The following is a 20580-nucleotide window of genomic DNA, read 5'->3' as shown; positions in this document are numbered from 1 at the left end:
AGTGCTTCCAAAATGTTGCCGGCGGCCTGCACCACTGGGGGGTGGCTCCCGGGTTATTCCTCTGGGGGGTTGGCTCTTGCTCCTGGTGTTATCTTTCTTCTCGTTGAGGGCCTACGCTGTCATCCTGCAAGACTAAGGGAAGGCTCTCGACAGCATAGATGTAATGCTGAGGGGGCTGGAAGAACTCCAAAGCGGGATCGAGGGCATTCTCGAGGGCTGGAAATCTTCTACTCTCCAGTCTTTTGGAAAGCTGTAACCTCACCCCTCAGACTAACGTTTAACAATCATTCAACAAGTAGAGAAGAAAATAGAGAAGATAAGCAACAATGATTATTCTCTAAACCTCATGGGTTGGCTTTCTAGCCTGGCTACCAGAGGCGAAAATTCTAAAACCGAACAGGTCGAGCGTAAAGGAGACCCTTATCCGGGTGGGTGATGAAAAACGTTGAACATTTTCCGAACTAGGAATCTTGAAGGTGTAGCACTGGCTCGAAGTATTTCGCGAACTTTTTGAAGCGGTAGTCGGCGAGAATGATCTCTGGGCTTGCCTCTGGACTGCGCGTGGCCCTGCCTATAGCCTGGAGTGTTGCTGTAACCATGGGTATCCACCGGGCGTTGTCGGGGTCGATGCCCATCCGGTAGTAGTACTTTCGCAGGCGCTCCGTCACGTCGGGTGGAAGGAAGGGGGCCCCGACCATTACGACAGCGTCTGCCGGCAGGTCTACCCCCTCGCTGAAACGCCCGAAGACATTAAACATTGCCAGGCCGCGCCAGTCGTCCGGGGGCTTTTCGTCGAGAAAGTCTATTACGCTCACCAGTTTGACTATGATCCTGTCAGTCGCGAATGCCAGGATGCGTTTATGCCTCTTTTTCAGGCTTGAAAGCAGCTTCATGTACCCCCATATCGTCTCCTCCCCGTACCTAGTGGTCACGTCGCCGACCACGAGGGCCTTCCTCGGCTCTGAAGGCACCCGGATAACGGCGGCTTGAAAGAGGTCTTCGATGGGTTTAGGAATAGTAGCGCTAAGGTAGATGCGGGGGCCGATGCTGGGCCTCCAGGGAGGCAGGGCGACCATGACTTTACCCTCTTCCCTGTAGACGATTCCCCTAGAAGCGGCTTTGAGAAACCTTACCAGGGGTAGTAGTCTCCGGGCCATGAATGACCCCTTCGCGAATTCTTCCCTGTAAACGATGAGCGTCTCTTCTATGACATCCAAGTCTATTGAGGCTACCCCCTTATTGATAATCCCTCTTATCTTCTCCCCCAGTTCCGGGTTCAGTGCGTCTAGGGCGTCTAGGGCCTCTCCTAAACCCTTTATCTCAACAATGTTGGGCTTCAAGAGGTTATGTGCCTCGTCCACAACTACTGCTCTGTAGCTTCCAACTACTCTCCGCCTATAGTTCTGAACCACTACGTCGGCGGCGGCGATGTAGAAGTCTTGTGCATAGTACCTGCAGAGATGGGAGGGTATCTCCTCCCAACTCGTATAGAAGAGGTCTGGAACCCCCTCTTTCAAGTTTTGGAAGAAGGGGCAGCGTGACCTGTTAATCAAGCAGTATTCTTCCGGGTCGTCCGTCTTCACGCTGCAGGACCTGGCCCTCCCGGCTGCGATGAAGGGCTTCAAGTCTAGCCTTAAGGCATCCCCGCTTATCCTACTTCCGAGCTCCAGGCTCCTCACCAGCCACAAGACAGGAAGCCTCCCAGAAGATCTAAAAGCAGACAATACGGCAAGGGTTTTTCCAAACCCTGTGGGCGCTACCAGTAATGCATCACCCTCGACACCAGCTAAAGCCTCAGCAGCCTCAACCTGTCCGGGCCTAGGCTTAAGCCCGGCCTTCTCGAATACCTCTAGGACACGCAAGATTTTGCTACCTTTCGGGTGTCAATCCATATCTCTGGAATATTTCTCTCATTGTTTTTGCGGTTGAACCGATGTAGAGCTGATCTGGTAAAGCCTTCTCGAATATCTCTTTGGGAGCGGCTTGTCCGTCAGAGTATATTGGGATGAGTCTTTGACCATCGCTCAAAAGTATGTTCTCAACTCCTCTTTCCACTCCTTGCGGGGTAACCCTTTTAAAAGTTTGAACAAATACGTCGATGTATTGCAGTGCACTACTTTCATCTCCATATCCTAGCTGAGCCCTCAGAGAGTCTGAGAGAATTTTTATTGCTTTTCTGATGCTGGGCGAGTGAAAAGTTGTAATTGTTGGTAACCCGCTACGGCTAGGCTCGATAACGCTCCAGAAGTCTTCAGCCATTATTTCCCCTATTACAACCATGTCGGGTCTGTAGTAGCGCATCGCCCACCTTACCCCCTCCACGAGATTTTCGCTGACTATCCAAGAGAACCAACCCTCCCTCAATGTAAGCTCTTTATACTTCTCAATAACTGCGATGTGGAGATGTGGGTACATCTTACCAACTTCGCCCACGATGCTGTTAAGGAGAGTAGTCTTCCCAGAGCCAGGTGGACCGAGGATCACTACTACGGAGGGCCTCAATAAGAGGAGAATCATTCTGGCAGCTGTTAGAGGATCCAAGAGACTCTTTAAGGGAGGGATACTTGAAAGCTTTGTTGCAACGATTTGTGTTTGTCCACCGCTTGTTAACTGTACAGACACTCTCCACTCGTCCACGTCTACGACGCCTCTAGGCCTTCTCATATCTACCTTTAAACCAGTCGAGGCTATTATCGAGACTATGATATCCTCAAGTTCTTCTTTACTTGGAAGCCCCTCTATACTAATTCGTCCTAGATTCTTTATGGTCACAACAGTTCTCGACTCGAAAACCCATATCTCCTCAACTTCACGCGCCATGAAAAGAGGGGAAAGATTTTTCCAAACAGGATGCGTTTTAAGGGGAAGTATCTCCAGCTTCGAGTCATAACTGAAGAGAAATCCCGAGTGGTTCTTTAATATGATTTTAGCTCCTTCAGGTAAAAGGGTATTTACTGCGACCTTAGCAATGGTCTCATCTCCTTTTTTCTTGTTTTTTAAAAAGCTAAGCGATAGCTTCATTCCGTGATCCCGGAAAATAGTCTCAAGGCTTTGGTGATTTTCTCGCGCTCTGCCAGAAGGTTCTCTTTCTCGCGCTCTAGCTTTGCTATTTCACTGTTTATTCTGCTTAGCTCCCTGTCAATCTCGTTAAGCCTATTTGTTATCCGTGTAGAGATGTTTTCCTCAACCCCGAGGCTCCGCAAAACCGCCTCAAGATTTCTTATGCCTTTGCCGAGAGACTCACTGTTATCGCTTATGTTTTTATCCTCTATTTTTACCGGGCTTTTTTGACTCAAAGAGGGTAGCGGTAAAATAGGGGGTTCCTCGTTATCCTTAACAGAGGTAAAAGGTCTTCTAAAGCTCATTAGCCAGTCACCTTAAGTAAGGGCTTCTGGAGTCTGTAAGTCAATACCTCAAGGTCTTTTTTGACACGGTTACTGGCGTTCTTGTAGGCTTCACCAATATTTCTTGCAAATGAAAACTGCAGGGCGGCATCGAAGGGCATTGTGAACACTGTTCCAAATTCATCCCGGGCGAGATCTTTCCAGTCCCCCATGAAGAGAAAGTACTTGTTTAACAAAGGCAGGATAAGCTTCCTCCTGAAAAAATCTCGACGTTTAAGCCATGTGGATACCGCCTGGAATGATAGAAAATCCGGGTTAAACACTGTGATAATAACTTCGGCTAATCCTACCACTGGGTCGTACAAGCTTCCAGGGTATGCCGGCAAATCCAATATTATATACTCGAAGTGTTTTGAAGTCCTATCAATTAGGTATTCAAGCGACGTGGGATCAACAGGGCCCACTTCTCCACTGCATGGAACAATCATCAAGTTATCTGACAAGTTTGAAACGACTATAACATCAGACCATGTGGCTCTGCCTAGGAAAAAATCGCTTATGTATGGAGGTCCTGGGTCCTCCTCGAGGAGAAGTGTCGTACTGCTGCCTGCTTCTCCTAGATCTATAACCAGTACTTTCTCCCCGATGCGTGTCGATAGATGGTAGCTCAAGAGAGAAGCCACGACAGTCTTGCCGGTACCACCTTTATGTCCAGAAACTGTAGCTACTACTAAGGTCATGACTCCCACTAGAAAGCCTAGTATCTTTAAAAATCGATATTCGGGAGCACTTATACTATGTCTGGCTTTTAAGAGTTTATAGGAATCAACTGTTGATGTTCATAAGGAAATTAAAACTGAGATTTCTCCAAGTAGTTTACGAAGGATATCTAAAGAGGAGTCGTCCCCGTTTGAAACGAAGAGTAGACTGGAAAGAAGTAGACGATAACTTAGCGCTTATGCTTACACCTCCAGCCACCTTACTTACTGTTAGCCCAGAAGAACTACTTTCCAAGATTTTTCAACCATTTGTGGACGTGATTGCATTATTAGCTGCTATAACATTCGGGATAGGAATCATTGGCTTCATATTGCTCATACTCGATGCAGCTCTCTCCTGGGTCACCGGAGGAAGTTTCGGACGCAGTATAGCGGTTTCGAAATTCATCAGGGCTGCTGAAACACTGGCCATATTACCACTGTTGTTTTTCGTGATAATGATACTTAACTCGCTTGGAATTCCAGAAATCTCCTCAGTCGCTAAGATCATGGAAAACCTACTGCAGCGGGGATGGCGTCTAATAACAACTTCCCTAGGTGGTTGACATCATGCTTTTAGCCGACTATGCTGCAGGCCTTGCCGCCATTATATACATTCTCTCTGGTTCTGTAAAATGGATTCTTGGGAAAAGGAGAGAGGCCATCGAGAGTCTTGAAGCTGTCGTAGACATATTAATCCACCTGCTCGCATTACAAGTGATTTTTTGGATTGCAGACCTGATCGCATCATATATTCAAATTCCTCTAAGTTTTAATGCAACGGGTACAGTAAGCGAGAAGATTTCATATTCAAGCAGCGTGTTTTGGGAGGCCAGCCAAAAAGCTATCTCCACAATTATGTATGTGCAAACAGAACGTGCTCTCTTAGCTTCGGCTCCGTTAACATCACCGCTCTCAAGTGTTCTAGGAGCTGCAACAGGTTGGGCCATCTCAGAGCTCTCGATATTAGCAATTTTCTATATGCATCTAAGCTATGCAGCAAAATTCTTCTCGGTGCTTGCCCCTTACTTAGCTCTTATAGGCTCTATTCTTCTACCTGTGCCAAAGATTAGACGCGTAGGAGCATCACTTCTGGCCATATATCTTGCTACAAGCATCTCATTTATCCTCAGCGCACAAATAGTTTCAAGAGATCTTGAAAAAATCCCGGAAATTTCTCCATTAAACCCTGTAGACTGGATAAGTGTTTCCTCTAAGGTCAGCGACATTACGATCAAGTTGGGCGAAAGTGCCACACTCATAGCTTTAGCATTTAGTATTTCGATAGTAGCAGGTTATGGTTTAGCGGGGGTGTTTGACTCTATTTACGTTTCAGTGGTGAGGATCTAATTGCCTCAAGATGAGCTGGTATTTGGAGTCGGACTTGCCTCTACAAGTATTGTCGTTTTACTTTACTGGTCTCTGGGATTCAAGAAACGTGCTCTGAGAATATTCTTATCCGAGTTGATAGGATTTCTAGCATCTTTTTCTCTGCTAGTTATTTTCTATCCTGAACTGAGTAAGGTTGGAAACAGCTTATACTGGGCGGTCTCGGAGACCCTTACCCAGTTGATTTCAAGGATGAAAGAATATCACAGTAGGATAGTCTCCTTATCCTTGTCTATAGCGGTTTTTGATATAATCATTGGGATAGTCTTCGCCGGAGCAGGTGGACCCGCAACTGCAGAACTACTCTCACTATATCAGCCTTGGATGCATGTGTCTCTTAGCTTTTTAGAGACCCTCGGTAACCTTATTGGAACGACGGCATTTATCTCTCATTTATTGTTGAGGCTGACGACCCTTTTACCCTTCATCTATTCTCTACTACTAACACTTATACCTCTAATTTTCATTCCACGCCTGCGAAGACTAATACTTCCTGTATGGTTACTTTTTTTGGCAGTAAGTGTAATTCTACCATTACAGGTAAGGAATTTCCCTGAGATAAGATTAAGTGAAGTTCCTGGAATAAATCCTCCAAGTGGTCTAGGTTACCTTCACGTTCAAGTACGGGAAGCATCTGGAACTCCGATATACAGACCGCTTATTTTGTTAGGTTTACGGGACCACGAAGGAAATTTGTACGTTTCAAGAGTAAGGGAAGGGTCAATCCTGATACTTCCTGCTGGGAAATACAAGGCTCTGTGGGTTACCGAGTATTGGACAAACTTTACTCTCAATAGTTGCTGTTATCTGGAAGAGAAGGATAGAGCGTGGAGTTATTGCAGTTGTTACGTATGGCCTGCTGTCTTTAACGTCAGTAGTGGCTTAACGGTAAACTTGACTGTTTCACTCCCAGTAGACATAATTGAGACCCCACAAGGTCATACGGGTCATGTGATAGCCTTCGCAGGAGACAAACCTATTCACCCCTCTGTGAGAGGAGAGGGTTATGTGAGCTACTATCTAGGGGAAAGTAGTTTGAAAAAGGGGGTCTTCATCAGTTTTAGAGGCGGCGGATTTACCATAGAAAGATTCGAGTCAGAAGGTCTTTCATGCCTCATAAACATTTCAACTTCTAGGGCTCTACCCCCAGGACGAAGGATAGATGCCTTGTGGTATCAGCGTGCTTTACAAAGGAGTGCGGAATGGCTCAAGAGAGTAAGAGTCTTTCCAGAAATGGATGTTTTTCTTGAATCCAACGTCACAAACTTCCCTATTCCACGATTCGAGGAGCAAACAGTATATCTCTCACTAGACAAGTGCAACGAGACCAAAATCTTCCAACCCATTTTGAATATAACGATAATAGGCAGGGGAGTTTGGAACGAGTCCTTTATACCCATTTATGTCTCGCACTGGGAAATAATAAGTCAAGTGTCTGAACACTTAATTAGTGCACCTATTAATTTTCTTGGCTCATTCATCGTTCTCTATAATGCTCTCTTTGTTATTTTAATTGAAACTACTAGCATTGTAGGCTTAGGTGGCAGCTTAGAAGTAGCTTTATCCACTTTCTTCCGTCAAACTATTTCAAAGACTAAAATAGCAAATCTCTCAAGAACCATAAATGTATTTTTCTCGACGAGGTCGAAGCCTGGTGATCGGGATAAAATTTTAGTTAAAATAATTACTCCTTCGGGTGTCAGAATTACAAGCATACCAAACAAGAGTCGCCTGATCTCAGCACTTGAAAAAGTCAACGAGGCACCTGTACCCTTATTCTTAAAGGTAGTTAATGAGAGAAAGAGAAATATATTTCTCCATAACTTCTATCTTTTATCGAAGAAGAAATTCAGGATTTCCGCGAGACGATTCGATATCGCAATAAGTCATGGTGCTCAAAGAATCTTGAGCCCCCTTAAGAGAATACTAGTCTCTAGTTTAGGTTATCATGCTTTTTCACGCGGACAGCTTTACTTCAAACTCAACGATATAACATTAAGGAAGCTAAACCCAAAATTAGCTGAGCTGATGACCATAAAATACCGTGAACTAGTTACTGTTGATATCCGAAAGATTAGATCTGAGCACACTAAGGAGTTATCTGACCTTGTGGAAAATAGTACAAGTATAGAGAGCATAGATAGGATTCTTCTATTTATCTGGCTTGCAAATCCTCGCGTCTTTAAGGAATTACTTAGACTTAACAAGCTGTATGCTGAGAAAGGATACGAGGTCGAATCACTCCAGCTCCTCTATCGGTTAAAAGCTCTTGACCAGCTTAAAAACGAGAACGAGTCTATAGTGAAGATGGCTAAGAAAATGTATCTGGGTAAGGATCCGGGGCTTACTTTTGGGGCTGCAAAAAATGATCGCTGGAGAATAATATGGGAGAAATTGAGGTCGGATATTAGTGGGTAGGGCTATAATCTTTCTCATGTTCTTAATAGCTGGCTTCTTTACACGAGCATATTCCATTGAGCTATCCTTAATATTACTTGGATTATCTATCGTAGTTATCTCAAGAGAGATTTATCCGTATATAGTGCATATGATGCATGGTGGTCTTCCATTAAATCACCTGGAATGTTTAAGGAAGATTTGCTTCTCTTACTCAGGTAATAAGCCTTGCGTATATCTTGGATTCCAGGTTTTGGACTGCCGTCATGGTTGCTACGATCTTAACGAGAAGGATTTCTGGTTAAGCTCACTTTCTTTTTTCTCTACTGCTTTCACAGCAGGTGGTGAATATATATTCATCACTGTTAAAGGAGAGATGTTTATTGTCCTTAAGGTCTGTGAATACGAGGGAAAAAGGATCAAAGACGAGCTGAAAAGCATGAGGGAAGCATTTTTAAGAGGTTTTGAACTTCTAGGTTGCTCCTATCGTGTTCTGGCTGGGTCGGAGTTAAAAGGCTTATTAAGGCCTCCTGAGCTGATCGAGGTGAAAACGAATCCTGTACGACAGCTCCTAACCCTTATATCTACGATACTTGTATCCGGGTTATTCCCACCTCTTGTAGTAATCCTGGCACTAGAGATACTTGCTCTTTCATCGGGCAAGGGAATTGTTTATAAAGTAAGCATACAGAACGGAGGTTTAAAAGTATGGGGTCTAAAAAAAGCTACAGTTACCTATACCTATCCATCCTTGAGAGAAATATACACCAGAGCCCGCGTCGTATACAGTATTGTGTCCACTATACCCTTCATGGCCATGAGGTTAAAGCCTGCGCCATGGGAAATTGCTGCCAGCCTAGATTCTCATGCTTACAGGGTTTATGAAATGGGAACAGCTCTTGATAAGCTGAGCATGCTCCACGAAAGTCAGAAATATTTTTTCGCCTCTAGGAGAAGATGGGAAAGAAGAGAACCTGTTTTCCTGGTTAACGGCTTACTAATAGCACCTAAAGAAATTAGAGATACCATGGAGCGTATGGGCTTGCACTTCGAACCTGATATGTTGGCCTTAAAAACTCTAGAATAATTATCACCGTGCAATCACTACGCCATTTACTCGAGAAGAGGTACGTTATGGTTCTAGCGGGTGATGTGATACCCGTGCTCTCTCCGCTGGCTGTAGTACCACCTCGTGAAGAAGGACAAGGAATATTATTAGGCGTTGATGACAAGGGGAGGAATATATATCTTAATCCTTACAGTCTACCCAACGTACATGGTGTAATACTTGGAACGAGTGGTAGTGGAAAGTCGACGCTTTCAAGGCATATAATTTTGGAGGCACGCGAGAAAGGGGTCAAGGCCTGGGTAATCGATCCTCATGGCGAGGAGGCATACAAACGATTATTTGATAATTCAATAAAAATGACAGTTGATAAGATAAACATTCTAAGTATACCCGGCTGGTCACACGAAGAGTATGCAAGCGAGCTCAGCAGGTATATCGAGTTAATCTATGCATACTATGGGTCTAGAAACGTGATCAGAAAACTCATACTTAGATGTCTCAAAGAGGGATCGCTTTCTCCCATGGAAAAATTTGTGGACGAGGATCCCGATATAAGTCGGCTCTATGATGATTTAATAAGAATTCACGGGGACGCTCCAACGATCGCAGAGCTCTCCGATAGGGACATCTATTTCTATTTTCCAACTATGGTCTCCCAAGAAATAGGGAGACTTTCAATACAAGTCTTACTCTTACTACTACAGGGCTACCGCCGCTCACAAGGGGTAAAGAAAAGATTAGAACAGATCATAATTCTAGAGGAAGCGCACTTGTTCTCCAAATATCTACTATCGCTCTATAAGGAAATCCGAAAGTGGGGGTATAGTCTTATAGCTATTTCGCAGCTTCCGCGAGAGTTTGACATCAGATTATATCAATTAGCTGGTTTTGTCTTGGTCCTCAGTGGATCTGAGAGCTATATTAGGGACATCGCAGCTCTATTCTCCATAACAAACGACGAAAAAGACCACGTCTTGTTTGCGTCGCGGGGTACCGCACTCTTCTTCAGACAAGGAGATCCAAGACCACGGAAAGTATTTCTTAGAATTCGTGAAGAGGCATTTTCTTAGATACATAGTAGATGAGAGGAATCATAAGTAATGCAGTGTCTCGTCCTGTCTGTGTGAGAGTATAATGCGTCGAAATCGGAGGCTCTGTCCTAACAGTTCTTTTAATGAATCCTCCCTTCTCAAGCTCCTTCAGCCTAGTTGAAAGACTTCTTTTGTTTACTCCTGTAACTTCGTGTAGTTTGCTAAACGAGGAAGGACCCATTAGGAGAAGAGTGTAGAGGATTAGAAGCCCCCACTTCTTCGTAATGATTTTAAAGCTTGGCTCTAAGGACTCCAACAGCTCCTTTGCTTCAACTATTGAAAGGTTCCTTTCCTTGACATATTTTTCCAGAGTTTCTGAAACACCCTTTAACACATGCTGAACCTTTTCTTCAACTTCCCGTTCAAGCCCAGCTCCATCTAACTCCATCAACGGTATAATTTTTATACCAGGTATAAAACATAAACTATGATCCCAATGAAGTACGACGCCATAGTTGTCGGCGCCGGGCCCGCAGGCCTCATGTTTGCTAGGAAACTGGCCGAGAAAGGGTTCAAGGTCTCTGTTCTTGAAAAGAATGAAACACTATCGGTTAAGCCCTGCGGTGAAGGTATTAGTTCGAGAGTTATCACTACCGCTGAGATCTCCCAGTCGGATGCAAATCGTTTCATCTCAAGATCTATCAGGGGTGCTATAGTAGTTGCACCAAACGGCAAACAGCTGAGCATAACGTCCGAGGGCGACTTGGGATATATCATAGACAAAAGGAACTTTTTAAGAGTATTAGGCGAGTACGCTGCCTCGGCTGGAGCTGACATCTTTATGCGGGAACAAGTCAAACAAGCTACGGTCACTGGTGGTTTAGTTAGGGTCACTGCAAGAACCCTTACTGTGGAGGCACCACTCCTCGTAGGTGCTGATGGATATCTATCATTTACCTCAAGGGCTTTCGGTTTAGAGAGACAAGCCGAGAGAAAAGTGATACCCACCGTCCAATATCTGATGACTAACGTTTCTCTTGATAACCCGGACTACACATACTTCTACATAGGGAATGAGGTGGCTCCAAAAGGCTACGTGTGGATTTTCCCCAAAGATGGCACGCTCGCAAACGTTGGCATTGGGGTTCAGGGCTCTGCTCCAAAGATTTACCTGGACAAATTCATAAAGGAACACCAGGAGATCTTTGCTAAATCCAAGATAATCGAGTTCAAAGGAGCAGCTGTGACAATTGGAGGAATGCTAGAACGGATTGTTACGGATCATGTCATGCTTATCGGAGAAGCAGCCGGGCAGGTCATACCTTTGACGGGGGGCGGCATCCATACTTCGATTGCTGGTGGAAAGATAGCGGCTGAGGTCGCTTCAAAAGCACTTGAGCTTGATGACTTTTCCGCAAAAACACTAGGTGAATACGTCTCAAAGTATAACGAGTACTGGGGTAAAAGGATAAAGGACAGCCTAAAAGGACTTAATGTAATTGAAAAACTCAGTGATGAAGAGCTAAATCAGCTCGCCGAGATACTCTCGCCAGAAGACGTTGTAAACCTAGCAAATGGAGAAAACGTTGTACAAGTTGCCACAAAACTTCTCAGACATCCTATCTTCAGCCTAAAGGTCGCGAAAGCCCTCCTCTCATAAGAATCTAATAAACCGTAAGTTTTTTATATTACAGACAAAGTTAAGGCTATCGGCTCCGGCCATAGCACCCCTGCCACGCCCGGACTCATTCCGAACCCGGAAGCTAAGGGGGGTGCGCCAACCCGAGTACTGGGGTCCGCGTGCCCCGGGAAAGGGTGGTGCTGGAGCCGTTTCTCAATACGCGCAGTTTACCTGTATATCCAATAAACAGGTATCGGTGCAAGGATTATTTTTGTTTCAGTGTCATCTAAGAGCGGTGTCCTCAGAGTCAAAGGTGTTACCTTAAGATCCCCGCTGAAGAGGAGTGAAGGGTAGACGATGTATTCTTTCTGCTTCGCGGCTGGCTCTTAAAACTCACACTACAGAACAGGATCTACGGAAACATAATCAATTTTAATGCAGATGAATGTAGGGGGTTGTATGAGTTTGAATGTAGCTGTCGTTGGGGTAGGAAGGTGGGGTGTAAACCACGTCAGGGTTTTATCGCTTTTACAATCCCATCTAGTTGGAAGACTCGTAGTAGTAGATTCTGATATTTCACGTGCCAGCCAAGTAGCCAAAACTTATCATGCAGACACATTTTACGGTAGTGTCGAAGAATTGTCTAGGAGGGAGAAGGATCTTGACGCGGTCATTGTCGTTGTTCCAACAATCTACCATTACAAGGTTGTAGATAAATTGCTTGACAACTATGACGTTTTTGTTGAGAAGCCCCTTGCTGAAACGATAGAGCAGGGGTTCAACTTAGTCCAAAAAGCTAGAAGGCTTGGGAGAGTCCTTGCTGTGGGGCATATAGAGCGCTTTAATCCCATCGTGCTTGTTTCTCGAAGAATGCTTGAACAACTCAATGGAAAAATACTTTCGTTCGAGGCTAAAAGGCTTGGACCGGGTCCTGCGAGAAGCTATTCGCTCAACCTAGGTGTTGCACACGATCTTCTAGTACATGACCTCGATGTTTCCGTTTTTCTCTTGGGAAACTTACCAAGCAAAGTCTATGCGCAAACTTTCCGCACGAATGATTTTCCATATGAAGTTGAAGTCGAAGCAGTTTATCAATATCCTGGTGGGAAGACGGCACACCTTATCGCTAGTTGGAGGACAAGCCCAAAGTATAAACATCGAAGCTTCTCCGTTAGAACAGAGGACTTCATTCTCACTGCAGACTATATTCTCAGAAGGATAAATATAGACAACGGAATCGACTCTATCGATGTACAAAAGATAAAGACTGCTATACACAATGAAGTTACAAGCATAGAGATATCCTATTTACAGGAGGAACCGCTTAAGCTTGAACTTATAGACTTCTTAGAGTCTGTCTCCACAAGAAGAAAACCGATAGTCTCAGCGTTGGAAGGATATATTGCGCTCAAAGGTGTTGTAAAAGCCTTAGAATCAGCTGTCAAAGAGGCTCCTGTTGAAATCTCATGGGAAGAGCTCGCGAATATTATGGACACTGTTTAAGCCATGCAGCCTGCCGCCCTGCGCCACTAGGGCGGGCTCCCGGTTACCCCTCTTAGGGGTTATTCTCTGGCTCCTGGTGTTATCTTTCTTCTTGGTGAGGTCCTACGCTGACATCCTGCCAGACTACAGAGTAGTACTTGACAGCATCGATGCGATGCTTAGGGAGCTTGAAGAACTCTCAGACAGGATTGAAGGCCTCCTCGAGGAATGAGAAGCTGGGAGGACATACTAGGGGTCTACCCGAGATTATAGAGGGTGGGAATGGCTTCGGTCTGCCTGGGGCCTCATAGAAAAGTGCTCTGAGTTTGTAGTGAAAATTATTATGCTCCTCACGCTCTATAGCCAAGAAGTCTATCGTTGCTACTGTCAGGCCAAAACCTTTTATGAGAACCCTTCTCCACATCTTATTTAAAACTAAGGAGTATGGGTAAAAAGACTATGTCTCTCTCGTATGACGATCTTGCCCCCCTCTATGACGAGCTTTATGGCGAAGAGCAAGGCAGGAAGAATTTTATAGCCTATGGATTTTTAGAGGGTTCAAAAAAGATACTTGATGTGGGTTGTGGTACTGGAATCCTTGGTGAAATGCTCAAAAAGGCTGAATACTACCTATGCCTAGACCTTTCTAAAGGAATGCTTAGAATATTCAAAGGCAAAAATCATCGCGTTATCTCAGATGCTCTGCGCGCGGACGCCAAGATACTTCCTATCCGAGATAATGCCTTTGAAGCTGCAGCCTGCATAACCGTTCTCCACGAGGTTCCGGAAGCAATAAGGGAGATTCATAGGGTGCTGAAACCAGCTGGAATTGCTGTCATCTCCATAAAGAAAAAACTTACCAAGATTGTTTCCCTTGAAGGCTTCTCGATTCAAAAGCTTATTGAGAGTGCGGGTGATGAAATCTTCGTTGTCACGGCGGTCAAACAAATGCCTTCTCATCATTCTTCAGAATAACTCTGAAATTTCATCCCGTTTAGAAACTATGGTTCTATCTTAAAAAGCTTGTCTCGTAAACGCGAGAAGTGCTATGAGATGCCCTATTCTCAGAGTAGCGCGTAAAAATTATATTAAGGGTTCTCCTTACACAAAGACGCGAGGGGCCGTAGTCTAGCTTGGTAGGATGCCAGCCTGGGGCGCTGGTGGTCCCGGGTTCAAATCCCGGCGGCCCCATGTATGCTGCTTTCTCCTGGAATGTCCATGCCAGCGGGCCCAATTTTTTACCCTTCGCTTTAATCAACTGGCCTGCCTGGGGCCTCATAGAAAAGTGCTCTGAGTTTGTAGTGAAAATTATTATGCTCCTCACGGTCTATAGCCAAGAAAAATATTTTACCCTTTTACTAAATTATCAACACTGGCGGGGGTGCCCGAGCTAGGACAAAGGGGGCGGACTTAAGATCCTGAGATGAAAAATTAGAAATCCGCTGGCGTCGGCCTGCCCGGGTTCGAATCCCGGCCCCCGCACTTTACATTGCATTAGACGTTTCATGCAAACCTTTGAGGATTTTACTCGTTAGAAATGAGGCTTAACCAATAGAAAGGTTTTTATAGAAGTGATAATTTGCTTGTACTGCAGGCGATACAATGGCACTACCCGGTGGTGAGGCTATGGCCTCGGTAGCTCAATTGGGAGGGGTTCCTGTACTAATACTCAAGGAAGGAGCTTCTAGACAGGCTGGGCGAGAGGCCATACGTCTAAACATAATGGTTGCCAGGGCAATCTCAGAGACTATAAAGACTACACTTGGACCTAAAGGCATGGACAAGATGCTAATCGATACTCTTGGTGATATCACAATATCTAATGATGGAGCTACCATCCTTGATGAGATGGATGTACAGCATCCTGTTGCAAAGCTTATGGTGGAAGTTGCCAAGGCTCAGGACAAGGAAGTAGGCGATGGTACCACTACTGCTGTTGTCCTGACTGGAGAGCTATTAAAAGAGGCTGAAAAGCTTCTAGACAGAAACATTCATCCAACGATTATAGTGGGCGGTTACAAAAAAGCAATGGAAAAGGCTCGCGAGGTAATTAGGCAGAAAGCCATAAAGGTCAGTCTCGACGACGTCGAGACTCTGAAGAAAGTTGCGTCCACCTCTATGAGGAGCAAAGCCGTAGCTGCGCTAAGAGACTATTTTGCGGAGCTCGCTGTAAAAGCTGTTAAGCAGGTCGCAGAAGAGGTTGATGGAAAAGTTATTGTAGATATCGACAACATTCAAATTATAAAGAAGAAGGGAGGAGCCTTCCTAGACACTCAGCTTATCTATGGCATAATTGTAGACAAGGAGGTTGTACATCCAGCCATGCCTAAGAGGGTTGAGAACGCGAAAATAGCGCTTCTAGACGCCCCGCTCGAGGTTGAGAAAACCGAGATAGATGCAGAGATACGTATTTCCTCTCCTGACCAGATGCAACAGTTCTTGGAAGAAGAAGAGAAGATACTGAAAGAAATGGTTGACAAGATTAAGGAGAGTGGTGCTAATGTTGTTTTCTGTCAGAAGGGTATTGATGATGTTGCTCAGTATTATCTTGCCAGGGCTGGTATTCTTGCTGTGAGGCGTGTTAAGAAGAGTGATATGGAGAAGCTTGCCCGTGCTACTGGTGCTAAGATACTTACAAGGGTTGAGGATATTTCTCCAGAGGCTCTCGGCACTGCAAGGCTCGTGGAGGAGAGGAAGGTCGCGGACGAGAAGATGGTCTTCGTTGAAGGCTGCCCCAACCCCAAGAGCGTGACAATACTCGTCAGAGGCGGTTTCGAAAGGGCTGTCGACGAGGCTGAGCGCTCCATCAAAGACGCCCTTTACGCTGTAGCAGATGTCCTGAAGCATCCGTACATAGTTCCTGGAGGTGGAGCTATAGAGGCCGAGATTGCGAAGGAACTCAGGAAGTATGCTACAGAGGTTAGCGGCAAGGAGCAATTAGCCGTAGAGGCCTTTGCCAATGCTTTAGAATCTATTCCGAGGACACTGGCTGAAAATGCTGGCTTAGATCCTATCGACGTCATAGCCGATTTAACAGCGGCTCACCAGGATCCATCTAAGTGGGGCTACGGCGTTGACGTGAATAACGGAGGTGTAGCCGATATGATTTCACAGGGAATCTTTGAGCCGGCCAGTGTCAAAGACCACGCGATAAAAGTTGCGACTGAGGCCGCCTCAATGATTCTGAGAATAGACGATATAATAAGTGCCTCCAAGCTTGAAAGCAAGAAAGAAGAGAAGAAGGGCAAAGAGGAAGGGGAAGAGAAAAGCGAGTTCGATTAGAGTTTCTTAAATCTAAAGAATATTTTTATTCTTTATCGATACTTCTGGCTTGTGACGTTACGTTTGTGCAGTATAGAGAAGCTATTGCTTGTGACAGGCTTGCCTGGTTCAGGAAAAAGCATTTTTGGAAAAACAGCATCTCGTAGGGGAATACCAGTAATAAACATGGGCGATATTGTACGAGAACACGCGCGTGAAAGGGGTCTAAAGGTTACTGATCAAAACTTAGGAACCATAGCAACCGAGTTACGTCAAAAGCTAGGAAAAGCCGCGATTGCCATCATAGCCTTTGAGAAAGCCTGTCAAACTGGGAGAAAGCTAGCAGTAATCGAGGGGCTTCGAAGTCTCGAGGAACTCGACTACTTCAGGGGGAAGGTTCCCAAATATGTTCTGGTGGCGTTTCACGCGTCACCGAGTACAAGGTTTAAGCGTCTATTAAGCCGTGGTAGGGAGGATGATCCCAAAACTTGGGAGGAATTTGAGTTGAGGGATAGACGTGAGCTCGACTTCGGTATAGGATCTGTAATAGCACTTGCTGACATAATGGTGGTGAACGAGAATATTACTCTAGAGCAACTTTCAGCTGTAGTTGAAAATTTACTTGAAAGTATAATTGAGGGGTAAGTCATGCGCGTAACGGCTCGTGCACCATTATATGCAACAGAGTCCGAAGAGAAGGTTCTAAAAGCCATTCGTAACGTACTAGACTTTAATAAGGACGAATGTCACGTGGATCGGTACGATAAGTACCAGGAAGTGGTATGTTCTGCTGAGTCTCCCAGACCCCTAGAGAGACTGGCTTACCTATTGAGATCCCAGAGAATTCTTGACGCAGCCCGGAGTTACATTTTAAGGGGGAGAAGTGAAAACGTCTTCAAGTTCCACTTGAATAAACAGGCAGCTTTTCAGGGGCGTGTCAGCTTTTGCTCATTCGAGATAGGTGAGAGTCCCCTAGGAGCTATTACTCTGATGATAGACATAGGCGAATGTAATCCCGAGCTTTTTATAAACTGGATAGCGCCTGAAACTAAAGAAGGAAAACCCATCAATGAAGAAGCAACTTTTCGATGTGTCTGAAATGGCTAACTTTCTTGAAGCTGTCATGTCGGTGCAGGCTACGTACTAGGCGGAGGGAAGATAACACGGATCAGTCGAGGACGCTTCACAAAAATTTCAATTATCAGGCCTTTTTGAGCTAATATTGAGCGTGCAAAAATAAGCCTTGCCTCTTCAAGGAGGAGGGAAAGATCAGTGTATCGGGTGCTGAAATGTGTTAATACTAAAACGTTTACTTTGGCCAGACGTGCCAGGTATGCTGCCTCGCTAGCCGAGGAGTGTGCAACTTCCTCTCTTCCCTCTCTATCTTGAAATGCAAAAGTGCTTTCATGGATAAGTAGGTCGGCACGGTAACTCTTCGCACCGAACCTTGCATTCGGTAAGGTGTCGCCACTATAAGCGATCTTTAATCCTGGAATCTTCTCCGAGATAAAATCTTCTAGCTGGTATTGTCTACCTCGAAAACGTACATAGCCTTTCTCGATTAATCTACGGCGCAGCCTGCCCGGTATACCTTCTCTTTGAAGTTTTTCACCATTCAACCTTATCTTTTCCTTTGTTTCGATTATATAGGAGTAGGATACATGTGAGTGAGGGCTCTGAACATAAACGGCTCGGATTCCCTCTTTATCATCTATCGTGAATACGCCTTCAGGAGATGACAGCTCGATTACTCTTATAGTAAAATTTGCTTTAGCTATGTTTCTTAAAGGTATAATTTCTTCTAGTCCTAGAGGTCCTACCACCTCAATCGGGGTCTTCCTCCCTGCCAGTTGCAGGGATTCAATCAAAGGAGCTAAGCCGTAGACGTGATCACCATGCAGATGAGAGATAAGAATGCTTAAAGGAGAGTTGTGGCTTAGTCGAAAGTATTCAAAGGCCCCCTGACATAATTCGCCAGCATCAAGCACTATTAACCTAGTATTTATCTTAACAATTATGCAAGGGGGCAATCTGTCTTTAAAGGGTCTTGTGCTACTAACTCCCCAGAACATGACCCTGGCGCTCATCACGCAAGCACCACAAAGATCTTGTCAACCTTGAGTGCTCGAATATTTTACACTCTTCCGTAAATCCCATTTTAGTCAACCTGTCCGTCTCACGTCCACTTGGATAAAGGAATATACAGGAGCCGTTTTTCTTCAATATATACCTTACAGAGGAAAGAAAATTTATTAGAGGATCAACAGACTCTCGCCCCTTCACCGGGGAAAGTCGTCCATAAGGAGGATCAAAGGCTATCGCATCAAACGATTTCTCTCTAAAGGGTGGAAGTGATGCATCCGCTAATATAAGATCCACATTTGTGTAAAGATTTAACTGAATAACATTACGACGGGCCCCTCTAACAGGTTTGTAGAATATTTCCAGTCCTACGGCATAATAACCTAGCAAAGCAGCCTCTATCAGGACGCCGCCAGAGCCGCAGAAAGGATCCAGAAAAGTCATGGGCTTTTTCCTACCCTTAGCCCTCGTGGATAAATTTACCATGAAAAGAGCCATCCTTGGTGAAAGAGCTGAATACTGCATGAACGCTCTCTTCTCGGGTGATCGGTAGATAAATCTATCCCTTCTCATCCTCTTCAGGAAGACTCCCAGATAACCTTTTTTCTCGAGACAATTTATAATTAGGTGAGGTCTTCCCTCATAGGGATAAATTTTACTAAAGGAAAGCTGGTCAGCTATTGAGAGAATATCTTCAAGGCATGTTAGTGAACCTGTTATGGAAGGTAACTTTGACAACTTGTCTATGCTTAGCACTCTTATCACTGGGTTTTCAACTTTTATTCCTGTTCCTTTAGTACAGAGTAAATCCATAAAGTCAAGGCAACCTGAAAGGTCTACATGTTTTATGACCAAAAATACATCCTGAAGTGTCGCCGACCTGTATACATACTCCTCAAGCATGACTATATCAAGTAATCCTGAAACCTCTATGATGTTAGGGGATAATTGCCTCATTTTTCCGGAAATAAAAATAGCCTCAACTAGTGTCTCAATATCTTTACGGCTACAGTCACTCAAATTTCTTTTGAAAAATAATATAACTCTTTTTTCTTCCAGTGGTAAAACTCACCCCTTGCCACGTCTCTCGAGAGGTAATATGGATACGAAAAACACAATGAATCCTAGCACAATAAAGGACCACGTCAAAACTCCACGGATGTCGCCTCCACCGGATAGGTACTTAGCCACTTCAACGAGTAACTGCCTAGAGATTAGGATTGTCATCAATGCAAATGCATCTGAGACTCGCGGAGGTTTATAAGATATAAAGGTATCTACGATTCTTCCAAATATTGGGAGAGCTGCAGCTAAAACGAAAAGATCCGTAGTAATTAACTGCGCTCCAATAGATGCCAGCATCATATCTCCCAGTGCAGCGAAAAACCCCTTAGGGATGTTTTGTACAAGAACAGAAACACCTTGTATTGTTCCAAGCAAAACCAGCAGTGCAGAAAGTATGAGCGCGGCAAAGGTTATTGGCTTAGAGGAATAGATTCCACGCAGGGTCTCATCAAGGTTGTAGCCCTTCACAACTAAAACTAATCCTGTGAAGCCAAGGATAATAGGCCAGAGAAACTGGGGTAGCAGTGTTGAAAGGAAAACATATACTATTAGAAAAACCCCTGTGAGACCGAGTGAAAACCTACGATATTTTTCTTCCATGAATAACTTCCTTACATAATTAACGAGGAGAACAAAAGTCTCTTCTACCCCTCTAGACTGTTGGACGATTACTCTCCGTATCGAGATCAATGGGAGCCTTGACTGAATTAAAGGTGCAACTGCCTCATCAGTTGGTCCATCTGAGACTAATATAGCTCCTGTAAACTTCTCTTTGGAAAGAATTTGGTCGAGCTCTCGTAGTATTTTAATGTCTGCCTCAACCCCCTCTTGCGTCTCACCTGCTAAAAGGGCTATCTCGACTCTATCTTTGTACCCCTTGTTTACTAGTTCTCGGTATGTTTGGACTGCTGCGAATAATGCATTTGAATCTGAGTCCTCGGGGCGGCGCAAAATATATTCTAATGCCGTTCTCAAGATATTCTCCTCGCCCATCACAGGGGTAGATATACCTAGAACATCGCCTACGTCATTGTCTCGATCAACGCAGAGTACGAGTATTCTCTCCTCCCCACCATTCACG

21 protein-coding genes, 2 tRNA genes and 1 rRNA gene are annotated in these 20580 nt (G+C 44.8%); 14 read left to right on the top strand and 10 right to left on the bottom strand.

Annotated elements, in window-relative coordinates; genetic code table 11:
• Positions 1-88: 88 nt before the first annotated feature.
• From MA03_RS08730 to MA03_RS06170, 5 genes are all read right to left on the bottom strand, one after another.
• Positions 89-262, bottom strand: a complete 174-nt coding sequence (locus tag MA03_RS08730; protein WP_191118473.1) for a hypothetical protein — start codon at positions 260-262, stop codon at positions 89-91.
• A 199-nt stretch (positions 263-461) separates the two neighbouring features.
• A complete protein-coding gene (locus MA03_RS06185; RefSeq protein ID WP_052884427.1) occupies positions 462-1862 on the bottom strand; it encodes a helicase C-terminal domain-containing protein in 1401 nt (466 codons plus the stop codon).
• Positions 1863-1869: 7 nt separating this feature from the next.
• On the bottom strand, positions 1870-3021 hold the full coding sequence (locus MA03_RS06180) for an ATPase, T2SS/T4P/T4SS family (RefSeq protein ID WP_052884426.1): 1152 nt from the start codon (positions 3019-3021) through the stop codon (positions 1870-1872).
• Positions 3018-3365: a hypothetical protein gene (locus tag MA03_RS06175; RefSeq protein WP_052884425.1), complete on the bottom strand. Its 348-nt coding sequence runs from the start codon at positions 3363-3365 to the stop codon at positions 3018-3020. The genes MA03_RS06180 and MA03_RS06175 overlap by 4 nt, the downstream gene beginning before the upstream one ends.
• A complete protein-coding gene (locus MA03_RS06170; protein ID WP_052884424.1) occupies positions 3365-4084 on the bottom strand; it encodes a ParA family protein in 720 nt (239 codons plus the stop codon). Before MA03_RS06170 ends, MA03_RS06175 begins: the two co-directional genes overlap by 1 nt.
• 95 nt (positions 4085-4179) lie before the next feature.
• On the opposite strand from MA03_RS06170, the gene MA03_RS06165 reads away from it, so the two are divergent.
• Genes MA03_RS06165 through MA03_RS06145 form a run of 5 tightly spaced genes read left to right on the top strand, consistent with a single transcriptional unit; the run spans position 4180 to position 10027 of the window.
• A complete protein-coding gene (locus MA03_RS06165; protein WP_052884423.1) occupies positions 4180-4668 on the top strand; it encodes a hypothetical protein in 489 nt (162 codons plus the stop codon).
• Positions 4669-4672: 4 nt separating this feature from the next.
• Entirely contained in the window at positions 4673-5452 is a 780-nt protein-coding gene (locus MA03_RS06160; protein ID WP_191118472.1) for a hypothetical protein, read from the top strand.
• Positions 5453-7909 carry a hypothetical protein gene (locus MA03_RS06155; RefSeq protein WP_052884421.1) on the top strand — a complete coding sequence of 819 codons (2457 nt, stop codon included), beginning with the start codon at positions 5453-5455 and terminating at the stop codon, positions 7907-7909.
• Positions 7902-8975 carry a hypothetical protein gene (locus MA03_RS06150; protein WP_052884420.1) on the top strand — a complete coding sequence of 358 codons (1074 nt, stop codon included), beginning with the start codon at positions 7902-7904 and terminating at the stop codon, positions 8973-8975. The genes MA03_RS06155 and MA03_RS06150 overlap by 8 nt, the downstream gene beginning before the upstream one ends.
• Before the next feature lie 8 nt (positions 8976-8983).
• Complete coding sequence (locus tag MA03_RS06145; RefSeq protein WP_052884419.1) at positions 8984-10027, top strand: helicase HerA domain-containing protein; 1044 nt, start codon at positions 8984-8986, stop codon at positions 10025-10027.
• On the opposite strand, the gene MA03_RS06140 is transcribed toward MA03_RS06145, so the two are convergent.
• A complete protein-coding gene (locus MA03_RS06140) occupies positions 9999-10436 on the bottom strand; it encodes a winged helix-turn-helix transcriptional regulator (RefSeq protein ID WP_052884418.1) in 438 nt (145 codons plus the stop codon). The genes MA03_RS06145 and MA03_RS06140 overlap by 29 nt on opposite strands.
• A gap of 48 nt (positions 10437-10484) precedes the next feature.
• On the opposite strand from MA03_RS06140, the gene MA03_RS06135 reads away from it, so the two are divergent.
• From MA03_RS06135 to MA03_RS06125, 3 genes are all read left to right on the top strand, one after another.
• Positions 10485-11648, top strand: a complete 1164-nt coding sequence (locus MA03_RS06135) for a geranylgeranyl reductase family protein (protein WP_191118471.1) — start codon at positions 10485-10487, stop codon at positions 11646-11648.
• Positions 11649-11699: 51 nt separating this feature from the next.
• A 5S ribosomal RNA gene (rrf, locus tag MA03_RS06130) occupies positions 11700-11818 on the top strand.
• A gap of 250 nt (positions 11819-12068) precedes the next feature.
• Positions 12069-13112: a Gfo/Idh/MocA family protein gene (locus MA03_RS06125; protein ID WP_052884416.1), complete on the top strand. Its 1044-nt coding sequence runs from the start codon at positions 12069-12071 to the stop codon at positions 13110-13112.
• A gap of 178 nt (positions 13113-13290) precedes the next feature.
• Here MA03_RS06125 and MA03_RS06120 read toward each other — a convergent pair whose 3' ends face one another.
• The gene (locus tag MA03_RS06120) at positions 13291-13515 is read right to left on the bottom strand and encodes a hypothetical protein (protein ID WP_052884415.1); all 225 of its coding nucleotides are present in this window, start codon (positions 13513-13515) and stop codon (positions 13291-13293) included.
• Positions 13516-13550: 35 nt separating this feature from the next.
• On the opposite strand from MA03_RS06120, the gene MA03_RS06115 reads away from it, so the two are divergent.
• From MA03_RS06115 to MA03_RS06090, 6 genes are all read left to right on the top strand, one after another.
• Positions 13551-14066 (top strand): class I SAM-dependent methyltransferase, encoded by a 516-nt coding sequence (locus MA03_RS06115; protein WP_191118470.1) that lies wholly within the window; start codon positions 13551-13553, stop codon positions 14064-14066.
• Positions 14067-14208: 142 nt separating this feature from the next.
• Positions 14209-14282, top strand: a tRNA-Pro gene (locus MA03_RS06110).
• A gap of 184 nt (positions 14283-14466) precedes the next feature.
• A tRNA-Leu gene (locus MA03_RS06105) sits at positions 14467-14573 on the top strand.
• Positions 14574-14717: 144 nt separating this feature from the next.
• Positions 14718-16373: a thermosome subunit beta gene (gene thsB / locus MA03_RS06100; protein ID WP_191118469.1), complete on the top strand. Its 1656-nt coding sequence runs from the start codon at positions 14718-14720 to the stop codon at positions 16371-16373.
• Between the two features lie 51 nt (positions 16374-16424).
• Entirely contained in the window at positions 16425-16997 is a 573-nt protein-coding gene (locus MA03_RS06095; RefSeq protein WP_236944853.1) for an AAA family ATPase, read from the top strand.
• A 3-nt stretch (positions 16998-17000) separates the two neighbouring features.
• The gene (locus MA03_RS06090; protein ID WP_052884412.1) at positions 17001-17450 is read left to right on the top strand and encodes an RNA-binding domain-containing protein; all 450 of its coding nucleotides are present in this window, start codon (positions 17001-17003) and stop codon (positions 17448-17450) included.
• 38 nt (positions 17451-17488) lie between these two features.
• Here the strand turns inward: MA03_RS06090 and MA03_RS06085 are convergent, their stop codons facing one another.
• From MA03_RS06085 to MA03_RS06075, 3 genes are all read right to left on the bottom strand, one after another.
• Positions 17489-18439 (bottom strand): MBL fold metallo-hydrolase, encoded by a 951-nt coding sequence (locus MA03_RS06085; RefSeq protein ID WP_191118468.1) that lies wholly within the window; start codon positions 18437-18439, stop codon positions 17489-17491.
• Positions 18408-19337: a TRM11 family SAM-dependent methyltransferase gene (locus MA03_RS06080; protein WP_191118467.1), complete on the bottom strand. Its 930-nt coding sequence runs from the start codon at positions 19335-19337 to the stop codon at positions 18408-18410. Before MA03_RS06080 ends, MA03_RS06085 begins: the two co-directional genes overlap by 32 nt.
• Positions 19338-19502: 165 nt before the next feature.
• The gene (locus MA03_RS06075; RefSeq protein WP_052884409.1) at positions 19503-20579 is read right to left on the bottom strand and encodes a DUF373 family protein; all 1077 of its coding nucleotides are present in this window, start codon (positions 20577-20579) and stop codon (positions 19503-19505) included.
• Position 20580: the final 1 nt, after the last annotated feature.

This window comes from Thermofilum uzonense, from assembly GCF_000993805.1.
GTDB lineage: Archaea > Thermoproteota > Thermoprotei > Thermofilales > Thermofilaceae > Thermofilum > Thermofilum uzonense.
Note: the sequence above shows the minus strand (reverse complement) of the source record. Positions and strands in the feature narration are given on the sequence as shown.

Bases quoted from the DNA above. Each gene is read 5' to 3' on its own strand.
- MA03_RS06165 (WP_052884423.1), top strand. From the start codon at position 4,180: ATGTTCATAAGGAAATTAAAACTGAGATTTCTCCAAGTAGTTTACGAA.
- MA03_RS06090 (WP_052884412.1), top strand. From the start codon at position 17,001: ATGCGCGTAACGGCTCGTGCACCATTATATGCAACAGAGTCCGAAGAG.
- MA03_RS06160 (WP_191118472.1), top strand. From the start codon at position 4,673: ATGCTTTTAGCCGACTATGCTGCAGGCCTTGCCGCCATTATATACATT.
- MA03_RS06120 (WP_052884415.1), bottom strand. From the start codon at position 13,515: ATGTGGAGAAGGGTTCTCATAAAAGGTTTTGGCCTGACAGTAGCAACG.
- MA03_RS06175 (WP_052884425.1), bottom strand. From the start codon at position 3,365: ATGAGCTTTAGAAGACCTTTTACCTCTGTTAAGGATAACGAGGAACCC.
- MA03_RS06135 (WP_191118471.1), top strand. From the start codon at position 10,485: ATGAAGTACGACGCCATAGTTGTCGGCGCCGGGCCCGCAGGCCTCATG.
- MA03_RS06115 (WP_191118470.1), top strand. From the start codon at position 13,551: ATGTCTCTCTCGTATGACGATCTTGCCCCCCTCTATGACGAGCTTTAT.
- MA03_RS06080 (WP_191118467.1), bottom strand. From the start codon at position 19,337: ATGCTTGAGGAGTATGTATACAGGTCGGCGACACTTCAGGATGTATTT.
- MA03_RS06085 (WP_191118468.1), bottom strand. From the start codon at position 18,439: ATGAGCGCCAGGGTCATGTTCTGGGGAGTTAGTAGCACAAGACCCTTT.
- MA03_RS06180 (WP_052884426.1), bottom strand. From the start codon at position 3,021: ATGAAGCTATCGCTTAGCTTTTTAAAAAACAAGAAAAAAGGAGATGAG.
- MA03_RS06170 (WP_052884424.1), bottom strand. From the start codon at position 4,084: ATGACCTTAGTAGTAGCTACAGTTTCTGGACATAAAGGTGGTACCGGC.
- MA03_RS06140 (WP_052884418.1), bottom strand. From the start codon at position 10,436: ATGGAGTTAGATGGAGCTGGGCTTGAACGGGAAGTTGAAGAAAAGGTT.
- MA03_RS06125 (WP_052884416.1), top strand. From the start codon at position 12,069: ATGAGTTTGAATGTAGCTGTCGTTGGGGTAGGAAGGTGGGGTGTAAAC.
- thsB (WP_191118469.1), top strand. From the start codon at position 14,718: ATGGCCTCGGTAGCTCAATTGGGAGGGGTTCCTGTACTAATACTCAAG.